The following is a 20727-nucleotide window of genomic DNA, read 5'->3' on the forward strand; positions in this document are numbered from 1 at the left end:
CATCTCTTTGCTGGATGTAAATAATTTTGATTCGATGCGCATCGGGCTTGCATCCCCGGACAAGATCCGGGAGTGGTCCTACGGCGAAGTCAAGAAGCCGGAGACGATCAACTACCGCACGCTCAAGCCAGAGCGTGACGGCCTGTTCTGCGAGCGCATTTTCGGACCGACGCGTGACTGGGAATGTCATTGCGGCAAGTACAAGCGCATCCGTTATAAGGGCATCATCTGCGATCGCTGCGGCGTCGAGGTGACGCGGGCGAAAGTCCGCCGTGAGCGCATGGGCCATATCGAACTCGCCGCTCCGGTCTCCCATATCTGGTACTTCAAGGGCATCCCGAGCCGCATGGGCCTGATTCTCGATATCTCGCCACGCGCCCTCGAGAAAGTTCTCTACTTTGCCTACTACATCGTGCTCGATCCGGGCGAGACGGATCTGACGAAGAAGAGCCTGCTCTCTGAGAAGGACTACCATGAAGCGCTCGAGAAGTACGGCAATACCTTCCGCGTCGGCATGGGCGCTGAGGCCATCAAAGAGCTCCTCGAGGAACTCGACCTCGATCGCATGAGCGAAGTCCTGCGCAAGGAAGTCCGCACGGCTTCCGGCCAGAAGAAGGTCCGCGCCATCCGCCGCCTGGAAGTCGTTGAGGCATTCCGCAAGTCGGGCAATAAGCCGTCCTGGATGATCCTCGATGTCGTCCCGGTCATCCCGCCGGACCTGCGCCCGATGGTACAGCTCGATGGCGGCCGCTTCGCGACCTCGGATCTCAACGATCTCTACCGCCGCGTCATCAACCGCAACAACCGCCTCAAGCGCCTCCTGGACCTCGGTGCGCCGGACATCATCGTGCGCAACGAGAAGCGCATGCTGCAGGAAGCAGTCGACGCCCTGATCGATAACGGCCGCCGTGGCCGTCCGGTCACGGGCCCGGGCAACCGCCCCCTGAAGTCCCTTTCGGACATGCTCAAGGGCAAGCAGGGCCGCTTCCGTCAGAACCTGCTCGGCAAGCGCGTCGACTATTCGGGCCGTTCCGTTATCGTCGTCGGCCCGGAACTCAAGCTGCATCAGTGCGGCCTGCCGAAAGTCATGGCACTCGAGCTCTTCAAGCCGTTTGTCATGAAGAAGCTCGTCGCTTCGGGTGCTGCGCACAACATCAAGAGTGCAAAGCGCATGGTCGAGCGCGCACGCCCAGAGGTCTGGGATGTCCTCGAGGACGTCATCAAGGAGCATCCGGTTCTCCTGAACCGTGCTCCGACGCTGCATCGTCTCGGCATCCAGGCCTTTGAGCCGGTCCTGACGGAAGGTCATGCACTGAAGCTCCATCCGCTGGCCTGCACGGCCTACAACGCCGACTTCGATGGTGACCAGATGGCTATCCATCTGCCGCTGTCGGCCGAGGCACAGGCTGAGGCGCGCATCCTGATGCTCGCAGCCAACCACATCCTCGCACCGAAGGACGGCAAGCCAATCATCGTCCCGACGCAGGATATGGTTCTCGGTTCCTACTACCTGACGATCCTCAAGCCAGGCGCCAAGGGCGAGGGCATGGTCGTCACGGGTATCGCTGAGGCACTGCTCGCTTATCAGCAGCACGACCTCGAGCTGCAGGCGGAGATCCGCTGCCGCATCGAAGGCTATGGCCTCGTGCGCACATCTCTCGGCCGCATGATCTTCAACGAGATCCTGCCGCCGGAGCTCCGTTACTACCATCAGGACAAGGGCAGTGACGAGTGGAAGCTCGGCATCCTCATGAACAAGAAAGAGCTTGGCAAACTCGTTGCCAACTGCTATAACCACTTTGGCGCGACGAAGACGGCAGAAGTCATCGACGGCGTCAAGAACCTCGGTTACCATTATGCCTGCATCGCCGGCATGACGGTCGCCATCTCCGACGTCATCGTGCCGCCGAAGAAGAAAGTCATCATCGGCGATACGCAGAAGATCGTCAACAAGGTCGAGCGCCAGTACGATCGCGGTCTTATCACCGAGGACGAGCGCTACCACAAGGTCGTCGCTCTCTGGTCGAAGGCTACGGACGATGTCGCAGACGCCATGATGGACAACATGGACGCCTTCAACCCGATCTTCATGATGGCGGACTCCGGTGCCCGCGGTAACAAGCAGCAGATGCGTCAGCTCGCCGGCATGCGCGGCCTCATGGCTGATCCGTCTGGTAAGATCATCGACCTGCCGATCACGGCAAACTTCCGCGAGGGCCTGTCGGTATCCGATTACTTCATTTCTTCGCACGGTGCCCGCAAGGGTCTGGCCGATACGGCACTGCGTACGGCTGACTCGGGTTACCTCACGCGCCGTCTCGTCGATGTCGCGCAGGATGTCATCGTCCGCGAAGAGGACTGCGATGTCTCGACGCTGAACCTCGTCCAGGCGCGCGCACGCCTGACGGCCTCAACATTCGATGCCCTCGAGCTGCTCAACGACAGCCTCATGGGCCGTCTGCTCGGCGCCGACGTGCTCGATCCGGAGACGAAGGAAGTCCTCTTCCCGAGAGACACGATCCTCGACGAAGAGAAACTCACGACGATCGGCGAGAAGAATGTCCACGAGATCATGGTCCGCGGCTCCTCGCTCGCATCGGAGGCTTCGCTCTCCAATGCGATGATCACGGAAGTCGTCACGCTCGGCGAACCGGATGAGAAGGAGCGTGAGAAGACGCGTCAGGCCATCTTCCAGGAGATGAATGGCAAGGAAGTCACGCACGACGTCGTCGCTCTCGACGGCACGGTTGTCTTTGAGGCGGGCGAGAAACTCACGCAGCAGAGCATCCAGGATATCCTGGACAGCGATGCCAAGGAGATCCACATCCGCAACAACAATGTCCGCGGCATCGAAGTCGAAGCCATCAAGGAAGGCGACGGCATCATCGAGTCGCTGGCAGAGCGTATTGTCGGCCGCTTCCTCGCCGAGAACATCGACGATCCGGAGACGGGCGAACGCATCGCTTCCATCAACGACATGGTCGACGAGGCCCTTGCAAAGCGCATCGAGAAGGTGCGCGACCGCGTTTCCATCCGCAGCGTCCTGACCTGCAAATCGCAGTTCGGCGTCTGCGTCAAGTGCTACGGCCGCGACCTCGCCAACCAGGCAGAGGTCGAGATCGGCGAGGCTGTCGGTACGATTGCCGCACAGTCCATCGGCGAGCCGGGCACGCAGCTCACGATGCGTACGTTCCATTCCGGCGGTGTCGCTGGTGACGATATCACCCAGGGTCTTCCGCGTGTCGAAGAGCTCTTCGAGGCACGCAAGCCGAAGCATCACGCCATCATCGCAGAGATTGAAGGCGATGCCGAGGTCGAGGATACGGGCAAGGGCATGCGCAAGGTCACGATCCATCCGAGCGAGGGCCAGGCGCGCGAGTATGCCATCCCGTACGGCGCACGCATGCACGTCAAGCAGGGCATGCACCTCATGCCGGGTGACAAGCTCACTGAGGGTTCGGTCAACCCGCACGACATTCTGCGCGTCTGCGGCCTGCAGGCTACGCAGCGCTACCTCGTGTACGAAGTACAGAAGGTATACAAATCCCAGGGTGTTGAGATCAACGACAAGCACATCGAGGTCATGGTCCGCCAGATGCTCCACAAGGTGAAGATCGAGGAGTCCGGTACGACGGATTTCCTGCCGGGCGAGTACATCGACATCAATGCCTTCGAGACGGCCAACACCAAGGCCATCGAGGAGGACGGCGAGCCGGCTGTCGCCAAGCCGATCCTGCTCGGCATCACGAAGGCTTCTCTGGCCACGGATTCCTTCCTCTCGGCTGCATCATTCCAGGAGACGACGCGTGTCCTGACGGATGCTGCCATCAAGGGCAAGGTCGATCCGCTCATTGGCCTCAAGGAGAACGTCATCATCGGCAAGCTCATCCCGGCTGGTACGGGCATGAGCCGTTATCGCAACCTCAAGGTCATCGATAACGACCCGAAGCCGGTGGAAGAAGCTCCTGTCGCTGCTCCAGAAGAGTCCGCTGAATCAGCTGAGACAGTTGAGACGGTTGAGACGGAAGCTACGACGGAAAACACGGGCGCATAATCCAAGAACCCCAACAACAAAAATAAAACCTTCCCCGCTCTTGCGGGGAGGGTTTTTGCATTATCAATGATAGGATTGAGAAATACTAAGCGATATAGTCTGGAGGTATCACTATGTCAGAAACATGCAACCATGACTGCGGCTCCTGCGGGACAACCTGTGGCCAGGACACACGCAAGAAGGACTTCCACGAAGCGCCGAACGAGCTCAGCACAATCCGCCACGTCATCGCTGTCGTCAGCGGCAAGGGCGGCGTCGGCAAATCGCTCGTCACAGGGCTGATGTCGGTGGCCATGAGCCGCAAGGGCAAGCACACGGGCATCCTCGATGCCGATATCACGGGCCCGTCCATCCCGAAGATGTTCGGCACGAAGGGCGAAGTGCGCGGCAACCAGGCTGGTGCCTATCCGGTGCGCACGGCCGGCGGCATCGAGGTCGTCAGCATGAATCTCCTGCTCGAGAACTCGACGGACCCCGTCGTCTGGCGTGGCCCGATCATCAGTGGTGTCGTCAAGCAGTTCTGGCACGACTTCATCTGGGAGGACATCGATTACCTGTTTGTTGACATGCCGCCGGGAACGGGCGATGTGCCGCTGACAGTCATGCAGTCCATCAAGCTCGATGGCATCATCATCGTCACGAGCCCGCAGGAGCTCGTCTCGATGATCGTCGAGAAGGCCGTCAAGATGGCCGAGGGCATGAAGGTGCCAATTCTCGGCCTCGTCGAGAACATGAGCTACTTCGAGTGCTCCGACTGCGGCAAGCGCCACGAGATTTTCGGCCACAGCCACATCGAAGAGATCGCGAAGTCGTACGGCCTCGATGTGCTCGCGCGCATCCCCATCGAGCCGCAGCTCGCCGCTAAGTGTGATGCTGGCCAGATCGAGACGGTCGCCGACACGCACATGCAAGACGCCGTTCAGAAGCTGCTCGACCGCGAGGAGAAAGCATCGGAGTGATATCCGGCAGGCTCGTGACTGGCACGCCATTCCTTGGGCGAGCAGTGGAAGAGCGCATGGAAGGCTCGTGAGAATGTCGAGTAATCGCGGAAGCCTGCAAGATGGCTGATCTCGGTGACGGACTTTCCTGTGCGGAGCTGGTCGCGCGCGAAGAGCAGACGCTTGTTGCGGATGTAGGCATGCAAGCTGTAACCTGTATCGGCTTTGAACTTCTTCATGAGGTAATAGCGGCTCAGGAAGACGTGGCCCGCGAGCACCGCGATCGAGAGGTCGTCCGCGAGATGCTCGTTGATATAGGTGAGCACTTCCTGGATCTTGGGGTCGTATGAGACGGCGTCCAAGGTCTTGAGCTCGTGGTCCCCGAGGCTGCGGTTGAGCAGGATCAAGAATTCAATAAAGAGGATCTCTGTGTACAGCCCATTGGCGAAACCCTCGCCATGGGCTGTTTTTTCGAGCTTGTCCATGTGGAAGAGCAGGTCATGGCTGCGGTTCGGCAGCTGATGCATGACGCTGCCGTGTTCCCTGGCCTCCGTGAAGCACTGGGAGAGCTTCGCGCGTGTGTCGAGGCGCCGCAGGAAGTCCGGCGCGATGTAGATGACGATGCGCTCGTATGCCGCTTCATCGTCGAGGAAGACCGGCCGATGGATCTCGCCAGCCGTGACAAAGACAATGTCGTTTGGCCGCAGGTGATATGTCTTGCCCTCGATGATGTAGTCGACATGGCCGCCGAGAAACAGGATGATCTTATGGAAATCGTGGTAGTGAAAGGGGATATCGCGCAGCTTCCTGTCGTGCAGGTGGAAGACGCGGAAGTCGCTGCTCAGATAGCCCTTTTTGGGATACGTTTGCATCAAAACACCTCCTGCTTCTATCATAGGACACTTTTTGCAATATATAAAGCATATTTTGTGATTTTCTTGCATATCGATGACTGCTATAATAGAGCCATCGCAAGCAAGAAAGAAAGGGTGACCGGTATGATGATCGTTCGAATCTATCAGGTAGAGAAACAGGAATATATGGTAATGGATGGCACGACGGGATTCATGCCGGGAGCAGCAGCCATCCGGCTGCTCGCACATCGCCGCTTCGGCGTCGGTGCTGACCGCGTTCTCGTCTTCACGGGCAGCGAGGAGATTCCCTCGTTCAAGGCCTTCACGGCAGACGGGGAGGAGCAGGAGATGCAGGAAAGCGATTATGCAGCACTCGCCAAGGTCAAGGAAGACTTTGAAGTCCACTTGACGGATTCCTTTGTGCAGAGGATGCGCCAGGCTGATCGTGCAAAGATGGCAGCTGCCTGCTGAGTGGATTGTCAGGAGTCATTGCGAGAGCGGTGGCTCTTTTTTTATGGAATATCTTTGACTTTTTGTTGTTTATGGTGTATATTAATACCTGTACGTTAGCACTCGGAGACTATGAGTGCTAACACCTATCTGTGCATATAACAATCCTAGATAAAGAGAGGCAGATTTCCATGGCAAAAGAAACACATGAATTCCAAGCGGAGACAAAGCAGCTGCTCGACCTCATGATTCATTCCATCTACACGAATCACGAGATCTTCCTGCGCGAGCTCATCTCCAATGCATCGGATGCAATCGATAAAGCGCATTTCGAGAGCCTGACAGACCGCAGCCTGCTCGAAGGCGATGAGGCCTTCCAGATATTCCTGACGCCGGATGCAGAGCAGCACACGCTGACGATCGCCGACAACGGCATCGGCATGAACCGTGATGAGCTCATCGAGAACATCGGCACGATCGCGAAGTCCGGCACGAAGGCTTTCCTTGAGCAGCTCAAGAAGGCGAAAGAGGAGAACAAGGACCTGACGGACAAAGAGATGATCGGCCAGTTCGGCGTCGGCTTCTACTCGGCCTTCATGGTCGCGGACCATGTGACGATCGTGACGCGCAAGGCAGGCGAGAAGCAGGCCTGGAAGTGGGAGTCGAATGCAGACGGCTCCTACACCATTGAGGAGTGCGAGAAGGCGGAGCGCGGCACGGCCATCACGCTGCACCTCAAGGATGCGTTCTGCGGCAAGGAAGCCGAGCAGGACTTCACGGACAACTACGAGCTCGAGCGCCTCGTCAAGAAGTACAGCGACTACGTCCGCTACCCGATCAAGATGGACTTCACCTTCGAGGAGACACCGAAGGACAAGGACGGCAAGGAGATCGAGGGTGCCGACAAGATCAAGAAGGTCGAGACGCGCACGCTGAACTCCATGCAGCCGCTCTGGACGAAGAACAAGTCGGAGATCAAGAAGGAAGAGTATAACGAGTTCTTCAAGCACCAGTTCCACGAGTGGGAGGACCCGATGGAGGTCTTCCACACGAAGGCAGAGGGAACGGTCGAGTATACGGCACTCTTGGCCATCCCGGCGCATGCGCCGTTCAACCTCTACCAGACGGACTACGAGCCGGGCCTGCAGCTCTACAGCCGCCATGTCTTCATCATGGACAAGTGCAAGGACCTGCTGCCGGACTACCTGCGCTTCATGAAGGGCCTTGTCGACTCGCCGGATCTCTCGCTGAACATCTCGCGTGAGCTCCTGCAGCAGAGCCGCGAGCTCAAGGCCATCGGCCGTGCTCTCGAGAAGAACATCCTCAAGACGCTGTCGCGCAAGCTCAAGAATGACCGCGAGTGGTACGAGAAATTCTGGAACGAGTACGGCAAGTCACTCAAGATTGGCATCTACAACAGCATCTACAGCGGCTCGGATACGGTCGACAAGCTCAAGGACCTCATCCTCTTCCTGAGCTCGAAGGAGGGCAAGCTCGTCACGCTCAAGGAATACGTCGAGCGCATGCCGGAGAGCCAGAAGAAGATCTACTACGCGACGGCCAAGGACAAGGAGACAATCGAGCAGCTGCCGCAGATGGAGACGCTGCGCGACAAGGGCATCGAGGTGCTCTACCTGCTCGACCCGGTCGATGAATTCGCCATCGAGACGATCCACCAGTACGAGGAGAAGCCGTTCCACTCCATCAGCCGCGGTGACCTCGGCCTCGACGATGCGGAGAGCCAGGAGGTCAAGAAGGAGACGGAGGAGATCCAGAAGGACAACAGCGACCTCATGAAGGATATCAAGGAAGCGCTCGGCGACAAGGTCGAGGACGTCAAGGTATCCTCGAGGCTCAAGTCCAGCGCTGTCTGCCTCGTCGCTGACGAAGCGGGTCCGTCGCTCGCGATGGAGCAGGCGTTCTCTCAGATGAAGAACCCGATGTTCAAGGCACAGCGCATCCTTGAGATCAACCCGCATCACGAGCTCTTCAGCCGCCTCAAGGAGATCCACGAGGCAGGCAAAGACAGCCAGGACTTCAAGGATTACTGCGATCTCCTTTACACGCAGGCCTTGCTGATCGAGGGCATCCTGCCGGAGAATCCGGTCGATTTTGCCAATAAAGTGGCCAAACTCATGGCAAAATAAATTGTCATTCTTGATAGGAGAGATAGGGTATACGTTTACCCTATCTCTCCTTTTTGTATATAGAAAACCCCTGGTTAGACCAGGGGCTCGATAAAGCTTTAGCGATGAGTCTTTAAAGGATTTAATAAACCTCCCTTGAAGTATGAAGTTGCGGTCCGTCAACTGCAACCAATACGACAAAGGAGGTATATCGTAATGAAAGATCACGATGTACATAGTTTATCACATACAAAATGGGAGTGTAAATATCATATTGTATTTGCCCCTAAATACAGAAGAAAGGTCTTTTATGGTCAGAAGCGGTACGAGATTGGTCAAATCTTAAGGGAACTGTGTCGGTGGAAACAGGTGAACTTGTTAGAAGCCGAGGCCTGTCCTGACCACATCCATATTTTAGTTGAGGTACCGCCAAAGATTAGCGTGTCTAATTTTATGGGCTTTTTGAAGGGGAAGAGCAGTTTGATGATTTACGAGAAATGGGGGAATATGAAGTACAAATATAGAAATCGAAGCTTTTGGTGTCGAGGGTACTATGTAAGTACGGTAGGCAAGAACGAAAAGAAAATAACGGAATACATTCAGAACCAGCTGAAGGAAGATTACATGTCGGAACAGTTGGTACTGGATATGACAGACCCGTTTACGGGTAGCCGGAAATAGTAAGCGTATGACGGACCGACAAGCGCTTTTAAGCGCAGCTGGTAAGCAGAGGCCTTATAAGGCCGTAAATATAAAACCCCCGGCTATGCCGGGGGATATTTATTTTGCCCCCAAAACGACGAATTGCAACTACAATTTAGAAAACAGATAAAAAAGTAAAAATCCCTGAAAATCCTCTTGCTTTTTATTATTTAATAGCGTATAATACTAACTGTAAACAAAAGAAAACGTTTGCTACTTGCGAAAGAAAAGACAACAAGGTTATCAAGAGAACTCATCTCAATCATTTCGGATCCTGCCCTTGTTGGGGAAAGCTGTCTTATCGAAAGAGAAAACGTTTACACTTTGAAAGGGGAAATCTACTATGAAAGAGAATCTCGTCATCACGATCAGCCGTCAGTATGGCGCGGGCGGACGTGAGCTGGCCGGCATCCTCGCCGAGAAGCTCGGCATCAAGCTCTACGATCGCCAGCTCGTACATCTGGCAGCGGCAAAGCTCGGCATCCACGACCTTAGCGAAGACGAGCTGCTCGAGATGGAGAACACGGTCAAGCCGCTCTCGATGAGTTTCATCCCGTTCCATTCGTTCGGTACGCACATGGGCGAATCGAGCCAGGGCATGTTCATGAGCGAGTCCGCCGTCATCCGCAAGATTGCAGAGGATGGCTCGTGCATCTTCCTCGGCCGCTGCGCTGACTACGCACTGCGCAACAACGACAACCACTTCGATATCTTCGTCTGCGCAGATGATGAGTTCCGCGAGAAGCGCGGCCAGACGATCTACGAAGGCAAGAGCCTCAAGGAGCTCAACCGCGAGAACGAGAAGCGCGCCCGCTACTACAACTACTACACGGGCCGCACGTGGGGCGACGGCGCGAACTACGACCTCGTCGTCAACACGAGCAAGGGCGCTTCGCTCGAAGAGGTTGCCGACGGCATCATCGCTTACATCAACAAGGTCAAAGCATAACCTATCATCACTGGGGATTCATTAGGGGAGGCATTCATAATGAATAGCAAATTACTGCAGCGCATCTGCTATGCGTGCGGCACGTTCGGTCATGACGTGTTCTATGCCATGATCGGTACCTACTTCATGATTTTTGTCACGAGTAACCTGTTCCACTCGGACAACCCGAGCCATGATGCTTACATGATCGGCATTGTCACGACGATTATCCTCGTGCTCCGTATCCTCGAGCTCTTCGTCGATCCGTTCATCGGCAACTTGATCGATAAGACGAAGACGCGTTGGGGCCGCTTCAAACCATGGGTCATCGTCGGCGCCTTTGTCGCAGCCATCACGCTGGCTTTCCTGTTCACGGACTTCGGCGGCCTGACGGTCACGAATCCGACGCTCTACCTGATCCTCTTCGCCATCGTATACTTCATCATGGATATCTTCTACAGCGCGAAAGACGTTGCTATCTGGTCCATGATTCCGGCTCTTTCCTTCGATTCGCATGAACGCGATATCACGGCTACGATTGCCCGTATCGGTTCCGTCTTCGGTGCCAACCTCGTCACGGTCATCGTCATGCCGGTTGTCCTCTACTTCTCACTGAACCAGAACGGCGGTGCTGGTGACCCGACTGGTTGGTTCGCATTTGCCTGCGTCGGCGGCGGTATCGCAACGCTCGGCGCCATCATCCTCGGCCTCGGCACGCACGAGCAGGAATCTGCACTGCGTGAGAACAAGACGGAGACTTCTGCAAAAGACGTATTCAAGGTCCTGACGCAGAACGATCAGCTCATGTGGACGGCTATCGCTTACCTCGTCTATGGTATCGGCATCAACATCGTCAACAACTTCAACCTCTACTACTTCATCTACGTCATCGGTGATGCTACGAAATTCTCCATCCTCGGTGTCATCAACACAGTCATCGGCCTTATCGCTGTTGCCCTGTTCCCGGCTCTGACGGCTAAGTTCAGCCGCCGCAAGCTCTTCTTCGCTTCCATTGCCATCATGCTCGTTGCGCTCCTCATCTATGCTGGTTCCGGCACGAATGTCACGATGGCACTCATCGGCGCAGGCCTCTTCGCTCTGCCGCAGCCGCTCGTCTTCCTCGTCGTCCTCATGACGATTACGGACTCCGTCGAGTATGGCCAGCTCAAGATCGGCCATCGCGATGAAGCTGTCTGCCTCTGCGTACGTCCTCTCGTCGATAAATTCGCTGGTGCTGTCTCGAGCGGCATCATCGGCCTCGTTGCTGTCTGGGTCGGCATGACGGGCGGTGCTTCCGCTGCTGACATCAAGCCGGACGCGCTCTTCCATTTCCAGATCGTCATGTTCGCAGCTCCGATCGTCCTCATGGTCATCGCTTCCTTCATCTATCGTGCAAAGGTAACGCTGACGGAGGCAGAGCATGCGCGCATCGTCCGCGAACTCGAGGAGAAATGGGAAGACCTCAGCAAATAATGTGTTAAAAATGAACAGCGTCGTCGATGGCATCCATGCCATCGCATGACATGTGACCTTAGGAGGGGGCCGTTGTACCAGATTGATACAGCGGCCTTTCTTCGTGAAAAAAGGAGGAAATATCTGATGTTTACAGTCGATCGTCTTGCAGACCCCACGTTCTTTGCAGAGAACCGCCTGCCGGCCCACAGCGACCACGTGGCCTTCGCCGATGCGATGGAGATGGCGGAAGGCGTCTCCTCGCTGCGCCGCAGCCTAAACGGCATCTGGTCGTTCCACTACGCGCGCAACCTCGCCGCGCGTCCGCAGGGCTTCGAGCAGCCGGATTACGATGTCAGCGGCTGGGAGACCATCCGTGTGCCGGCACACTGGCAGATGGAAGGCCACGGCGTGCCGCAGTACACGAATCAGACATACCCGTGGGACGGCCACGAGGTCGTCCATCCGGGACAGGTGCCCCAGCGCGACAATCCTGTCGGCTCCTACGTCAAGGACTTCGTCCTGCCAGAAGGCTGGGACAATGCCGTGCTCTCGCTGCAGGGCGTCGAGTCGGCTGTCGCTGTTTACCTCAACGGCCAGTACGTCGGCTACAGTGAGGATTCGTTTACGCCGTCCGATTTCGACCTCACGCCGTATCTCAAGGCTGGCGTGAACCGCCTGGCGCTGCAGGTCTTCCGCTTCAGCTCGGGCAGCTGGATCGAGGACCAGGATTTCTGGCGCTTCTCGGGCATCTTCCGCGAGGTCATCCTCTATACGAAGCCGGCCATCCACCTCGATGACCTGCGCGTCACGGCAGCGCCAATTCATGGCTACCAGGACGGCAAGCTCCACCTCGACATGAAGTGGAACAGCGGCGAGGCACACAAGGTGCAGATCGAGCTCTTCGATGCTGAGACGGGTGAGTGCTGCCTCAAGGAAGAGCAGCAGGCCGAGGGACTCACGTCCTCTTTCGAGGCGGAGCTCACGGGCGTCAAGCTCTGGAGCGCAGAAGCTCCGAATCTCTACCGCGCCGTCATCTCGGTCGAGGATGAAGCAGGCCACCTGCTCGAGGTCATCCCGCAGAACATCGGCTTCCGCGAGTTCCGCATGGACGATGGGCTCATGAAGCTCAACGGCAAGCGCATCGTCTTCAAGGGCACGAACCGCCACGAGTTTGACTGCTACAGCGGCCGCGCGGCAGATCCTGCGGAGATCGAGAAGGACATCATCATCATGAAGCAGCACAACATCAATGCGCTGCGCTGCTCGCATTACCCGAACTCGAGCTACATCTACGAGCTCTGCGACCGCTACGGCCTTTACGTCATCGATGAGACGAACCTCGAGACGCACGGCTCCTGGATGCGCAACGGCAAGTGCGACATCGTCGAGGAGACGCTGCCGAATGACCACGAGGAGTGGCAGGATATCATCCTCGACCGCGCGAAATCCATGCTTGAACGCGACAAGAACCACGCTGCCATCCTGATCTGGTCCTGCGGTAACGAGTCCTGCGGCGGCAAGGACCTCTACGTGATGAGCGAGTACTTCCGCCAGGCTGACCCGACGCGCCTCGTCCACTACGAGAACATCTTCTGGGACCGCCGCTATAACGGCACGAGCGACATGGAGAGCCAGATGTACCCGACGGTCGCGGACATTAAGAAGTTCCTCGCCGAGCACCGCGACAAGCCGTTCATCTGCTGTGAGTACACGCATGCGATGGGCAACAGCATCGGCGGCATGCACAAGTACACGGACCTCACGGATGAGGAACCGCTTTACCAGGGCGGCTTCATCTGGGACTTTGTCGATCAGGCCATCTGGCACAAGGACCGCTATGGCAAGGATGCGCTCGCGTACGGCGGTGACTTCGGCGACCGCCCGAATGACGGCAACTTCAGCGGCGACGGCATCCTGTTCGCTGACCGCAAGCTGACGACGAAGATGCAGGATGTCAAGTTCAACTACCAGAACTTCGACCTCGATGTCACAGCTGAGCAGGTCACCATCCACAACAAGAGCCTGTTCACCGATACGGCGTCATATGAGCTGCATCTGGAGCTCATGCTCGACGGCAAGACCATCTGGGAAACGACGGCGGATGCGCCGCACATCCTGCCGGGCGAGTCGGGTACTGTCTCTCTTGAGGACCTGCCGCTGACGAATGCGGGGGAGGAGACGGTCACGGCGTCGCTGCGCCTCAAGGAAGATATGCTCTGGGCCAAGAGGGGCTTTGAGATTGCCTTCGGCCAGGGCACGTGGCATGTCGATGAGGTCGAGGTGCCGGAGCCGCAGGACGCCGTCTGTGCGACGGACTTTGTAAAGAGCGCGCGCCGCTTCCACTACACGCCGAACATGGAGCTTGAGACGAAGCCAGAGAAACCGCTGCACATCGTCCACGGCGACATCGACCTCGGCGTGCGCGGCACGGGTTTCGAGATCATGTTCTCGGGCGCTTCGGGCAACCTCACGTCCTACAAGTGCAACGGTGTAGAGCTCATCGAGGAGGCTCCGAAGCCGTCGTTCTGGCGTGCGCCGGTCGACAACGACTACGGCAGCCGCCGCGACTTCATGACGGCGCAGTGGAAGCTCGCGAGCCTCTACCGCCGCTGCGTCAAGAAAGAGCTGCTCGATGATGCGGGTAACTGGCAGGAGTTCGACTGGTTTGGCCAGCTCGGCCAGAAGGAGTACGAGGCAAGCTCCATCTCCGTCCGCTTCACGTATGAGCTGGCGACACAGCCGCTCTCGTCCTGCCGCATGACGTACACGGTCGTCCCGGATGGTTCTATCAAGGTCGAGCTCGACTACGACGCAGTCGAGGGCCTGCCGGAAATCCCGGATTTCGCGATGATCTTCACGATGCCTGCTGACTACGGCCAGGTGCGCTTCTACGGTTACGGTCCGCTCGACAACTACGCAGACCGCCAGCGCGGCGCAAAGCTCGGCATCTTCGAGACGCAGGCCAAGGATGAGGTCGAGCCGTACCTGCTGCCGCAGGAGACGGGCAACCACTGCGGCGTCCGCTGGATTGAGGTCACGGATCACCGCGGCCGCGGCGTGCGCCTTGCCATGGACGAGGAGCCGTTTGAAGCATCGGCTCTGCCGTACAGCGCCCACGAGCTCGAGAACGCGCGCCATGCCTACGATCTGCCGGAGGTCCATCACACCTTCCTGCGCGCATCGCTCGGCCAGTGCGGCGTCGGCGGCGACAACACCTGGGGTGCTCCGGTCCTGCCGGAATACACCGTCAAGAACACGGCAAAGCACTTTGCCTTCTACTTTAAGGGTATCTGAGTGAAAGGATAGGATGAGCAATGATCCAGTTTGATGAAAAGACAGGCATCTTCCATCTGAGCAATGCGAAGATGAGCTATGTCATGCAGGTCGTCCGCGGCCGCTACCTCATGCATCGCTACTGGGGCAGGAAGCTGCGGACCTTCCGCGATAGCCGCCCGTTCCAGGAGATCGACCGCGCGTTCTCGCCGCAGCCGGCTGCCTATGAGAATGAGCGCACGTTCTCGCTCGATGTGCTGCCGCAGGAATATCCGAGCTACGGCCACGTCGACTACCGCATCCCAGCCTACGAGGTGCGTCTCCAGGACGGCACGACGACGACGGAGCTTTTCTACAAGGGCTATGAGATCGTGAAGGGCAAGCCGGCCCTTCCAGGCCTTCCGGCTTCGTATGCCGCAGAAGATGAGGCGGAGACACTCAAGATCACGCTGGCGGACTCGCAGGGCAATCTCGAGGCAGAGCTCCTCTACACGGTATTTGCGGGCGCGGACGCCATCGCGCGCAGCGTGCGCCTGAAGAATAGCGGCGAGGAGCCTCTGGACCTGCTCAATGCGGCGAGCTTTGCGCTCGACTTCCCGGATCACGACTTTGAGCGCATGAACCTCTGGGGCGGTCATGCATCCGAGCGCACGGCAGAGCGCGTGCCACTGATGCACGGCATCGAGGAGAGTGCGAGCCGCCGCGGCGCCAGCTCGCATCAGGCATCGCCGTTCCTCGCGCTCGTGCGCAAGGACGCGGGCGAGGAGAGCGGCGAGGTCTACGGCTTCAGCCTCATATGGAGTGGTGAGTTCTCGCTCAAGACGGAAGTAGAGCAGTTCGGCACGACGCGCGTCGTCGGTGGCATCAACCCGTTCGAGTTCCGCTGGCACCTGGAGCCGGGGGAAGCCTTCCAGACGCCGGAGGCCCTCCTCGTCTACAGCACAGAAGGACTCAATGGCATGAGCCAGTCCTTCCACGAGATCGTGCGCCATCACATCGTGCGCGGCAAGTACCGCGACGCCGTGCGTCCAATCCTCGTCAATAACTGGGAGGCGACGTACTTCGACTTCGACGATGCGAAGATGGACAACCTCGCCGCCTGTGCCAAGGACCTCGGCATCGAGCTCATGGTGCTCGATGACGGCTGGTTCGGCAAGCGCGAGGACGACAACAGCTCGCTCGGCGACTGGGTTGTCAACATGGAGAAACTAAAGGGCGGCCTGCAGGGCGTCGCAGAGAGCGCACACAAGCGCGGCCTCAAGTTCGGCCTCTGGTTTGAGCCGGAGATGGTGTCGGTCGACTCTGACCTCTACCGCGCCCATCCCGACTGGGTGCTCAGGGCGCCGTCGTACCCGGTGAGCTTCGGCCGCCATCAGCTCGTGCTCGACCTCTCGCGCGCGGACGTGCGCGACTATCTCGTCGACTCCGTCTGCAAGATCCTCGATACGGCACCGATTGACTACGTCAAGTGGGACTTCAACCGCCATCTGACGGATGCCTTCTCGGGGAAATTGCCGCCAGAACGCCAGGGTGAGGTGCGCACGCGCTTCGTGCTCGGCCTCTACGACATTCTCGAGCGCATCACGCAGACGCATCCGGACATCCTGTTCGAGAGTTGCTCGGGCGGTGGCGGCCGCTTCGATGCAGGCATCCTGTACTACATGCCGCAGACCTGGACGAGCGATGACACAGATGCCATCTGCCGACTCTCCATCCAGAGTGGCACGAGCATGGTCTTCCCGCCCATCACGATGGGTGCCCATGTCTCCGTGACGCCGAACCATCAGGTTGGCCGCGTGACGCCGATGCAGACGCGCGCCTTCGCCGCGATGATGGGCTGCTACGGCTACGAGATGGACATCACGCGCATGAGCGAGGCGGAGAAGGCAGAGGTCCGCAGCCACATCGCGCTCTACAAGAAGATCCGCCCGACGATGCAGCTCGGCCGTTTCTACCGCCTGCTCACGCCGTTTGCGGGCAAGGGCAACGAGACGGCCTGGGAGTTTGTATCGAGAGACGGTCAGGAGGTCGTGCTTGTTTACTTCAAGACGCTCGCGACGCCGGCAACGGAGCTGCGCACGCTGAAGCTCGAGCACCTCGATGCCGACTCTGAGTACGAAGTGGCCGCCTATTACCCGGCTAAAGGCCTCTCGCACGACGGTGCCGCGAATAAGAGCCTGAGCCTTGCGGGCGAGTCCTTCTTTGGCGACGAGCTCATGTACAGCGGCATCGAAGTGCCGAAGATCGACACGGACTTCGCCGCCTACATGTGGGTCTTCCACAAGAAATAAGCGAGATTCTCACGTTTTTCTAGCAAAAGCTGTCACATTGCTGTGGCAGCTTTTTTCTTGTGGCAGGAAAAGGCCGCCATCGTGTATAATAATATATTGTTATCGTATTACATGCGTGTACGTGGCAGGTGGGGAACTGCCACCGTCTACAAGCGACAAGCAAAATGTAAAATGTTAGGGGAATTCAACATGCAGAAAATCAGAAAAGCAGTCATTCCGGCGGCCGGCTACGGCACGCGCTTCCTGCCGGCGACGAAGGCGACGCCGAAGGAGATGCTGCCGATTGTCGACAAGCCGACCATCCAGTACATCGTCGAGGAGGCGCTCGCGAGCGGCATCGAGGAGATACTCATCGTCAGTGGCCACGGCAAGCGTGCCATCGAGGACCACTTTGACTCGGCGCCGACGCTCGAGGCAGAGCTCAAGAAGAAGGGCAAGCTCGACCTCCTGAAGATGGTGCAGGATACGGCCAACATCCGCATCCACTACATCCGCCAGCGCTACATGCGCGGCCTCGGCGACGCCATTCTCTGTGCCAAGGCCTTCATGGGCGATGAGCCGTTTGCCGTGCTCTTGGGCGACGATGTCGTCTACAATCCCGCGAAGCCGGCGCTGCGCCAGCTCATCGATGTTTACGACAAGACGGGCGGCTCTGTGCTCGGCTGCCAGATGGTGCCCGACGACAAAGTCTCGTCCTACGGCATCGTCGCGGGCGATGCGACGGAGGATCCGCGCCTCATGCGCGTGCGCGACATGATCGAGAAGCCGAGCCTCGAAGAGGCGCCGAGCCGCATGGCCGTCCTCGGCCGCTACATCATCCGTCCGGAAATCTTTGGCATCCTGGAGCATACGGCACCCGGCAAGGGCGGCGAGATCCAGCTCACGGATGCACTCCTTGAACTGGCGCGCCAGCAGGCCGTCTACGCTTACGATTTTGAGGGCAAGCGCTACGACCTCGGCGACAAGCTCGGCTTCCTCAAGGCGACGGTGGAATTCGCGCTGCGCCGCGAAGACCTCGGCGCGCCGTTCAAGAAGTATCTCAAGGATCTCGTCGCGAGAATCTGAGGTGTGAAGGTTGCAGAAGAAAAATAAGGCGAATCTGGCACTCGGCATCAGCGCGGCCGGTTTCCTCGGCACGATGGCGGCGGGGGGCTCCGGCTTCGTGATGGGGCTCTTCCATCACGGCTTCCTGGCCGCGACGATCGGCGGCCTGGCGGATTGGTTTGCCGTCACGGCGCTTTTCCGCAAGCCGCTGGGCATCTCGTACCGCACGGATGTCCTGCGCCGCAACAGGAAGCGCATCATGGACGCCATCGTGACGTTCGCGAGCGATGACCTCTTGAGTACCGAGAACATCATGCGCGTCATCCGCGAACAGGACACGGCGGGACTGCTCGTCGACTACCTCGAGCACCGCGGCGGCCGCGAGGGCGTCATCGAGGTCGTCGATACCGTCGTCCTCAAGGTCGTCAATGACCTCGACAGCGAGGCCCTGGCAAGGGAATTGGCTCCCGCTGTGCGCGAGGGCCTGCGGGGACTCGCACTCGAGAACGTCCTGCTGGAGCTCGTGCGCACGCTTGGCGAAGAGCAGCATTCCAAGCGCATCCTGCACAGCGTCCTGACCATCGGCGAGCAGGTCCTGCAGTCGCCGGCCATGCAGCAGGTCCTGTTCGACAACATCAAGGTGCTGCGCAAGGAATACGAAGGCGAGTCAGCCGGGCGCGCTTTCGTGCTGTCGGCTCTCGGCCTCGACGACAAGGAGCTCCTCGCAATCTTCAACGAGAAGGCGCAGAAGGGACTCGAAGATCTCTTGAGCGAGCAGACGGAGGGGTATGCGCGCCTCAAGGCCGGCTTTGAAGGCATGGTCCTCTCTTTCAGCAACGACGCATCGTTGCGCCATGCGCTCGGGGAGTGGAAAGAGCGCTGGCTCGCGCAGATGGACATCGAGGGCATGATCGCCTCCTGGATCGAGAATGTGCTCAAGGGGGAGGAGCCCTTCTGGCTGCCGCACCTGAACGCCTTTGTCGAGCAGCGCATCGATGACTTCGTGCATTCGGAAGCCTGGCAGCGCCGCTTCGACAAGATGCTCAAGGACCTCATCGAGAGCGAGCTCACAAAGCATCATGAGCTCATCCCGGGACTCATCCACGAGCGCCTCGACGAGTTCAGCGACGATGCGCTCGTCGCCTTCGTGGAAGAGAAAGTCCAGGACGACCTGCAGATGATCCGCATCAACGGCTCGATTGTCGGCTCGCTCGTCGGCATGGGGCTCTATCTCCTCGTCTGGGCGGCAGAAAGGATGTGGGGCTTATGAAATCATGGAACAAGGCAGACCGCGTGCTCTTCCTCGCGTTTCTCGTATTCCTGCTCGCCTTATTTGTGCACCTGCAGCTGCCGCATTCGGTGTTCGTCGAGGGCTTCCTCTTCTGCGCGGAAGCAGCGCTTGTCGGCGGCATCGCGGACTGGTTTGCCGTCACGGCGCTCTTCCGCAAGCCGCTCGGCTTCCCGTACCACACGGCCATCCTGCCGCGCCGCCGCCAGTCCTTCATCAAGGCATCGGTCACGATGGTCCAGAAGGAGTTCTTCTCGCGGCGCAAGGTATTCCGCCACTTAGAGCGCCTGCACCTCATGCCGATGCTCATGAAGTGGCTCGGCGAGGCAGACACGCGCGCGAAAATCTCGCACCATCTCTACCACTATGCGCGCGGCTTCCTGCTCAAGAAGGACAGCGAGCAGAAGGCCGCTGAGTTTGCGCGGCGCATCCGCACGCACCTGAGCACGATGGAGCCGGAGGAGCTCTTCATGAGCATCGGGCGCTGGTTGCAGCAGAGCGGTCGCGACAAGGACTTCCTCGAGCACATCTCCGCCTACTTGTGCGTGCGCGCTGAGCGCCCGGAGACGGCCCGGGCCATCGAAGCAATGCTCGAGCAGTACGAGAAGGAGAAGGCCAAGGGCACGCTGGCGCTCTTCCTCACAGGGCTGGCCGAGGCCATGGACCTCGTCAATCTGGAGGAAGCGGCAAGCATCATGCAGAAGCAGCTCGTGGCGATGCTACGCGAGCTTGGCACGCGCGACTCCCAGCTGCAACGGGATATGCTGGAGCTCTTCTACGAGAAAGCAGTCGTGCTCAATGCGGAGCCGGGTTTCCATCAGCTCGTCCATGAGCTGCGCGACAGCCTGGTGGCAGACCTTCCCATCGAGGAGGTCGTGCGCCGGGCAGCAGCGCACATGCGCGAGCACCTCGACGCCGATGCAGCGCGCCAGGTGGATGCCGTTGAAGAGCATCTGCCTCTCTTGCGCAGCCGTCTGGCCACCATCATTGAAGAAGAGTACGACCGCGGCCTTCAACTGCTGCAGCAGGACGATGAGCTGCGCCATACCGTCGGCCGCTTCCTCTACGATCTCATCGCGCGCTCGGCGCTCCACGCGCAGACGCTCGTCGGCGTCGTCGTCGAGAGTGTCCTCGAGCGCCTGACGGACGAGCAGCTCAACCACCTCGTCTACGATAAGGTAGAGCCTGACCTGCTCTGGATACGCATGAACGGTTCCATCGTCGGCTCGGGTATCGGCCTTCTCATCTTCATTGCACTGCAGATCTTGCCGTAATCTCGAAGCGCGATATGCCAATAAAAAAGACGCCTTTCCGGGCGTCTTTT

Annotated in this window: 13 protein-coding genes; 12 read left to right on the plus strand and 1 reads right to left on the minus strand. The window is 58.7% G+C overall.

The features are described 5' to 3' along the window. The first annotated feature begins 7 nt into the window (after positions 1-7). Together rpoC and QDI87_RS10945 are read left to right on the plus strand one after the other, a co-directional pair. A complete protein-coding gene (gene rpoC / locus QDI87_RS10940; protein WP_278743305.1) occupies positions 8-4054 on the plus strand; it encodes a DNA-directed RNA polymerase subunit beta' in 4047 nt (1348 codons plus the stop codon). A gap of 113 nt (positions 4055-4167) precedes the next feature. Next, positions 4168-5013, plus strand: a complete 846-nt coding sequence (locus tag QDI87_RS10945; RefSeq protein WP_278743306.1) for an Mrp/NBP35 family ATP-binding protein — start codon at positions 4168-4170, stop codon at positions 5011-5013. Here the strand turns inward: QDI87_RS10945 and QDI87_RS10950 are convergent. Then, positions 4974-5864: a helix-turn-helix transcriptional regulator gene (locus tag QDI87_RS10950; RefSeq protein WP_070099891.1), complete on the minus strand. Its 891-nt coding sequence runs from the start codon at positions 5862-5864 to the stop codon at positions 4974-4976. The genes QDI87_RS10945 and QDI87_RS10950 overlap by 40 nt on opposite strands. A gap of 126 nt (positions 5865-5990) precedes the next feature. Here QDI87_RS10950 and QDI87_RS10955 point away from each other — a divergent pair, with 126 nt between their 5' ends. The 10 genes from QDI87_RS10955 to QDI87_RS11000 all read left to right on the plus strand — a co-directional run bounded on the left by QDI87_RS10955 (position 5991) and on the right by QDI87_RS11000 (position 20677). Beyond that, complete coding sequence (locus tag QDI87_RS10955; protein ID WP_255240792.1) at positions 5991-6317, plus strand: diaminopimelate epimerase; 327 nt, start codon at positions 5991-5993, stop codon at positions 6315-6317. 170 nt (positions 6318-6487) lie between these two features. After that, positions 6488-8443, plus strand: a complete 1956-nt coding sequence (gene htpG / locus QDI87_RS10960; protein WP_036377397.1) for a molecular chaperone HtpG — start codon at positions 6488-6490, stop codon at positions 8441-8443. A 195-nt stretch (positions 8444-8638) separates the two neighbouring features. After that, positions 8639-9103 carry an IS200/IS605 family transposase gene (gene tnpA, locus QDI87_RS10965; protein WP_055161056.1) on the plus strand — a complete coding sequence of 155 codons (465 nt, stop codon included), beginning with the start codon at positions 8639-8641 and terminating at the stop codon, positions 9101-9103. A 364-nt stretch (positions 9104-9467) separates the two neighbouring features. Beyond that, positions 9468-10073, plus strand: a complete 606-nt coding sequence (locus tag QDI87_RS10970) for an AAA family ATPase (protein ID WP_036377401.1) — start codon at positions 9468-9470, stop codon at positions 10071-10073. Between the two features lie 39 nt (positions 10074-10112). After that, positions 10113-11525, plus strand: coding sequence for a glycoside-pentoside-hexuronide (GPH):cation symporter (locus tag QDI87_RS10975; RefSeq protein WP_036377403.1), 1413 nt, complete (start codon positions 10113-10115; stop codon positions 11523-11525). A 126-nt stretch (positions 11526-11651) separates the two neighbouring features. After that, a complete protein-coding gene (locus QDI87_RS10980; protein WP_278743307.1) occupies positions 11652-14801 on the plus strand; it encodes a glycoside hydrolase family 2 TIM barrel-domain containing protein in 3150 nt (1049 codons plus the stop codon). A 20-nt stretch (positions 14802-14821) separates the two neighbouring features. Continuing rightward, positions 14822-17071, plus strand: coding sequence for an alpha-galactosidase (locus QDI87_RS10985; protein ID WP_278743308.1), 2250 nt, complete (start codon positions 14822-14824; stop codon positions 17069-17071). Positions 17072-17260: 189 nt separating this feature from the next. Next, positions 17261-18136, plus strand: coding sequence for a UTP--glucose-1-phosphate uridylyltransferase GalU (gene galU, locus QDI87_RS10990; protein WP_278743309.1), 876 nt, complete (start codon positions 17261-17263; stop codon positions 18134-18136). Positions 18137-18146: 10 nt separating this feature from the next. Further along, complete coding sequence (locus QDI87_RS10995) at positions 18147-19385, plus strand: DUF445 domain-containing protein (protein WP_278743310.1); 1239 nt, start codon at positions 18147-18149, stop codon at positions 19383-19385. Further along, positions 19382-20677 (plus strand): DUF445 domain-containing protein, encoded by a 1296-nt coding sequence (locus QDI87_RS11000; RefSeq protein WP_278743311.1) that lies wholly within the window; start codon positions 19382-19384, stop codon positions 20675-20677. Before QDI87_RS10995 ends, QDI87_RS11000 begins: the two co-directional genes overlap by 4 nt. Positions 20678-20727: the final 50 nt, after the last annotated feature.

The sequence above is a fragment of the Mitsuokella jalaludinii genome (genome assembly GCF_928722185.1).
Classification (GTDB): domain Bacteria; phylum Bacillota; class Negativicutes; order Selenomonadales; family Selenomonadaceae; genus Mitsuokella; species Mitsuokella jalaludinii.

Coding starts and splice junctions, on each gene's coding strand:
- QDI87_RS11000 (WP_278743311.1), top strand. CDS start 19,382: ATGAAATCATGGAACAAGGCAGACCGCGTGCTCTTCCTCGCGTTTCTC.
- QDI87_RS10945 (WP_278743306.1), top strand. CDS start 4,168: ATGTCAGAAACATGCAACCATGACTGCGGCTCCTGCGGGACAACCTGT.
- htpG (WP_036377397.1), top strand. CDS start 6,488: ATGGCAAAAGAAACACATGAATTCCAAGCGGAGACAAAGCAGCTGCTC.
- QDI87_RS10950 (WP_070099891.1), bottom strand. CDS start 5,864: ATGCAAACGTATCCCAAAAAGGGCTATCTGAGCAGCGACTTCCGCGTC.
- galU (WP_278743309.1), top strand. CDS start 17,261: ATGCAGAAAATCAGAAAAGCAGTCATTCCGGCGGCCGGCTACGGCACG.
- QDI87_RS10955 (WP_255240792.1), top strand. CDS start 5,991: ATGATGATCGTTCGAATCTATCAGGTAGAGAAACAGGAATATATGGTA.
- QDI87_RS10980 (WP_278743307.1), top strand. CDS start 11,652: ATGTTTACAGTCGATCGTCTTGCAGACCCCACGTTCTTTGCAGAGAAC.
- QDI87_RS10985 (WP_278743308.1), top strand. CDS start 14,822: ATGATCCAGTTTGATGAAAAGACAGGCATCTTCCATCTGAGCAATGCG.
- QDI87_RS10975 (WP_036377403.1), top strand. CDS start 10,113: ATGAATAGCAAATTACTGCAGCGCATCTGCTATGCGTGCGGCACGTTC.
- tnpA (WP_055161056.1), top strand. CDS start 8,639: ATGAAAGATCACGATGTACATAGTTTATCACATACAAAATGGGAGTGT.
- QDI87_RS10970 (WP_036377401.1), top strand. CDS start 9,468: ATGAAAGAGAATCTCGTCATCACGATCAGCCGTCAGTATGGCGCGGGC.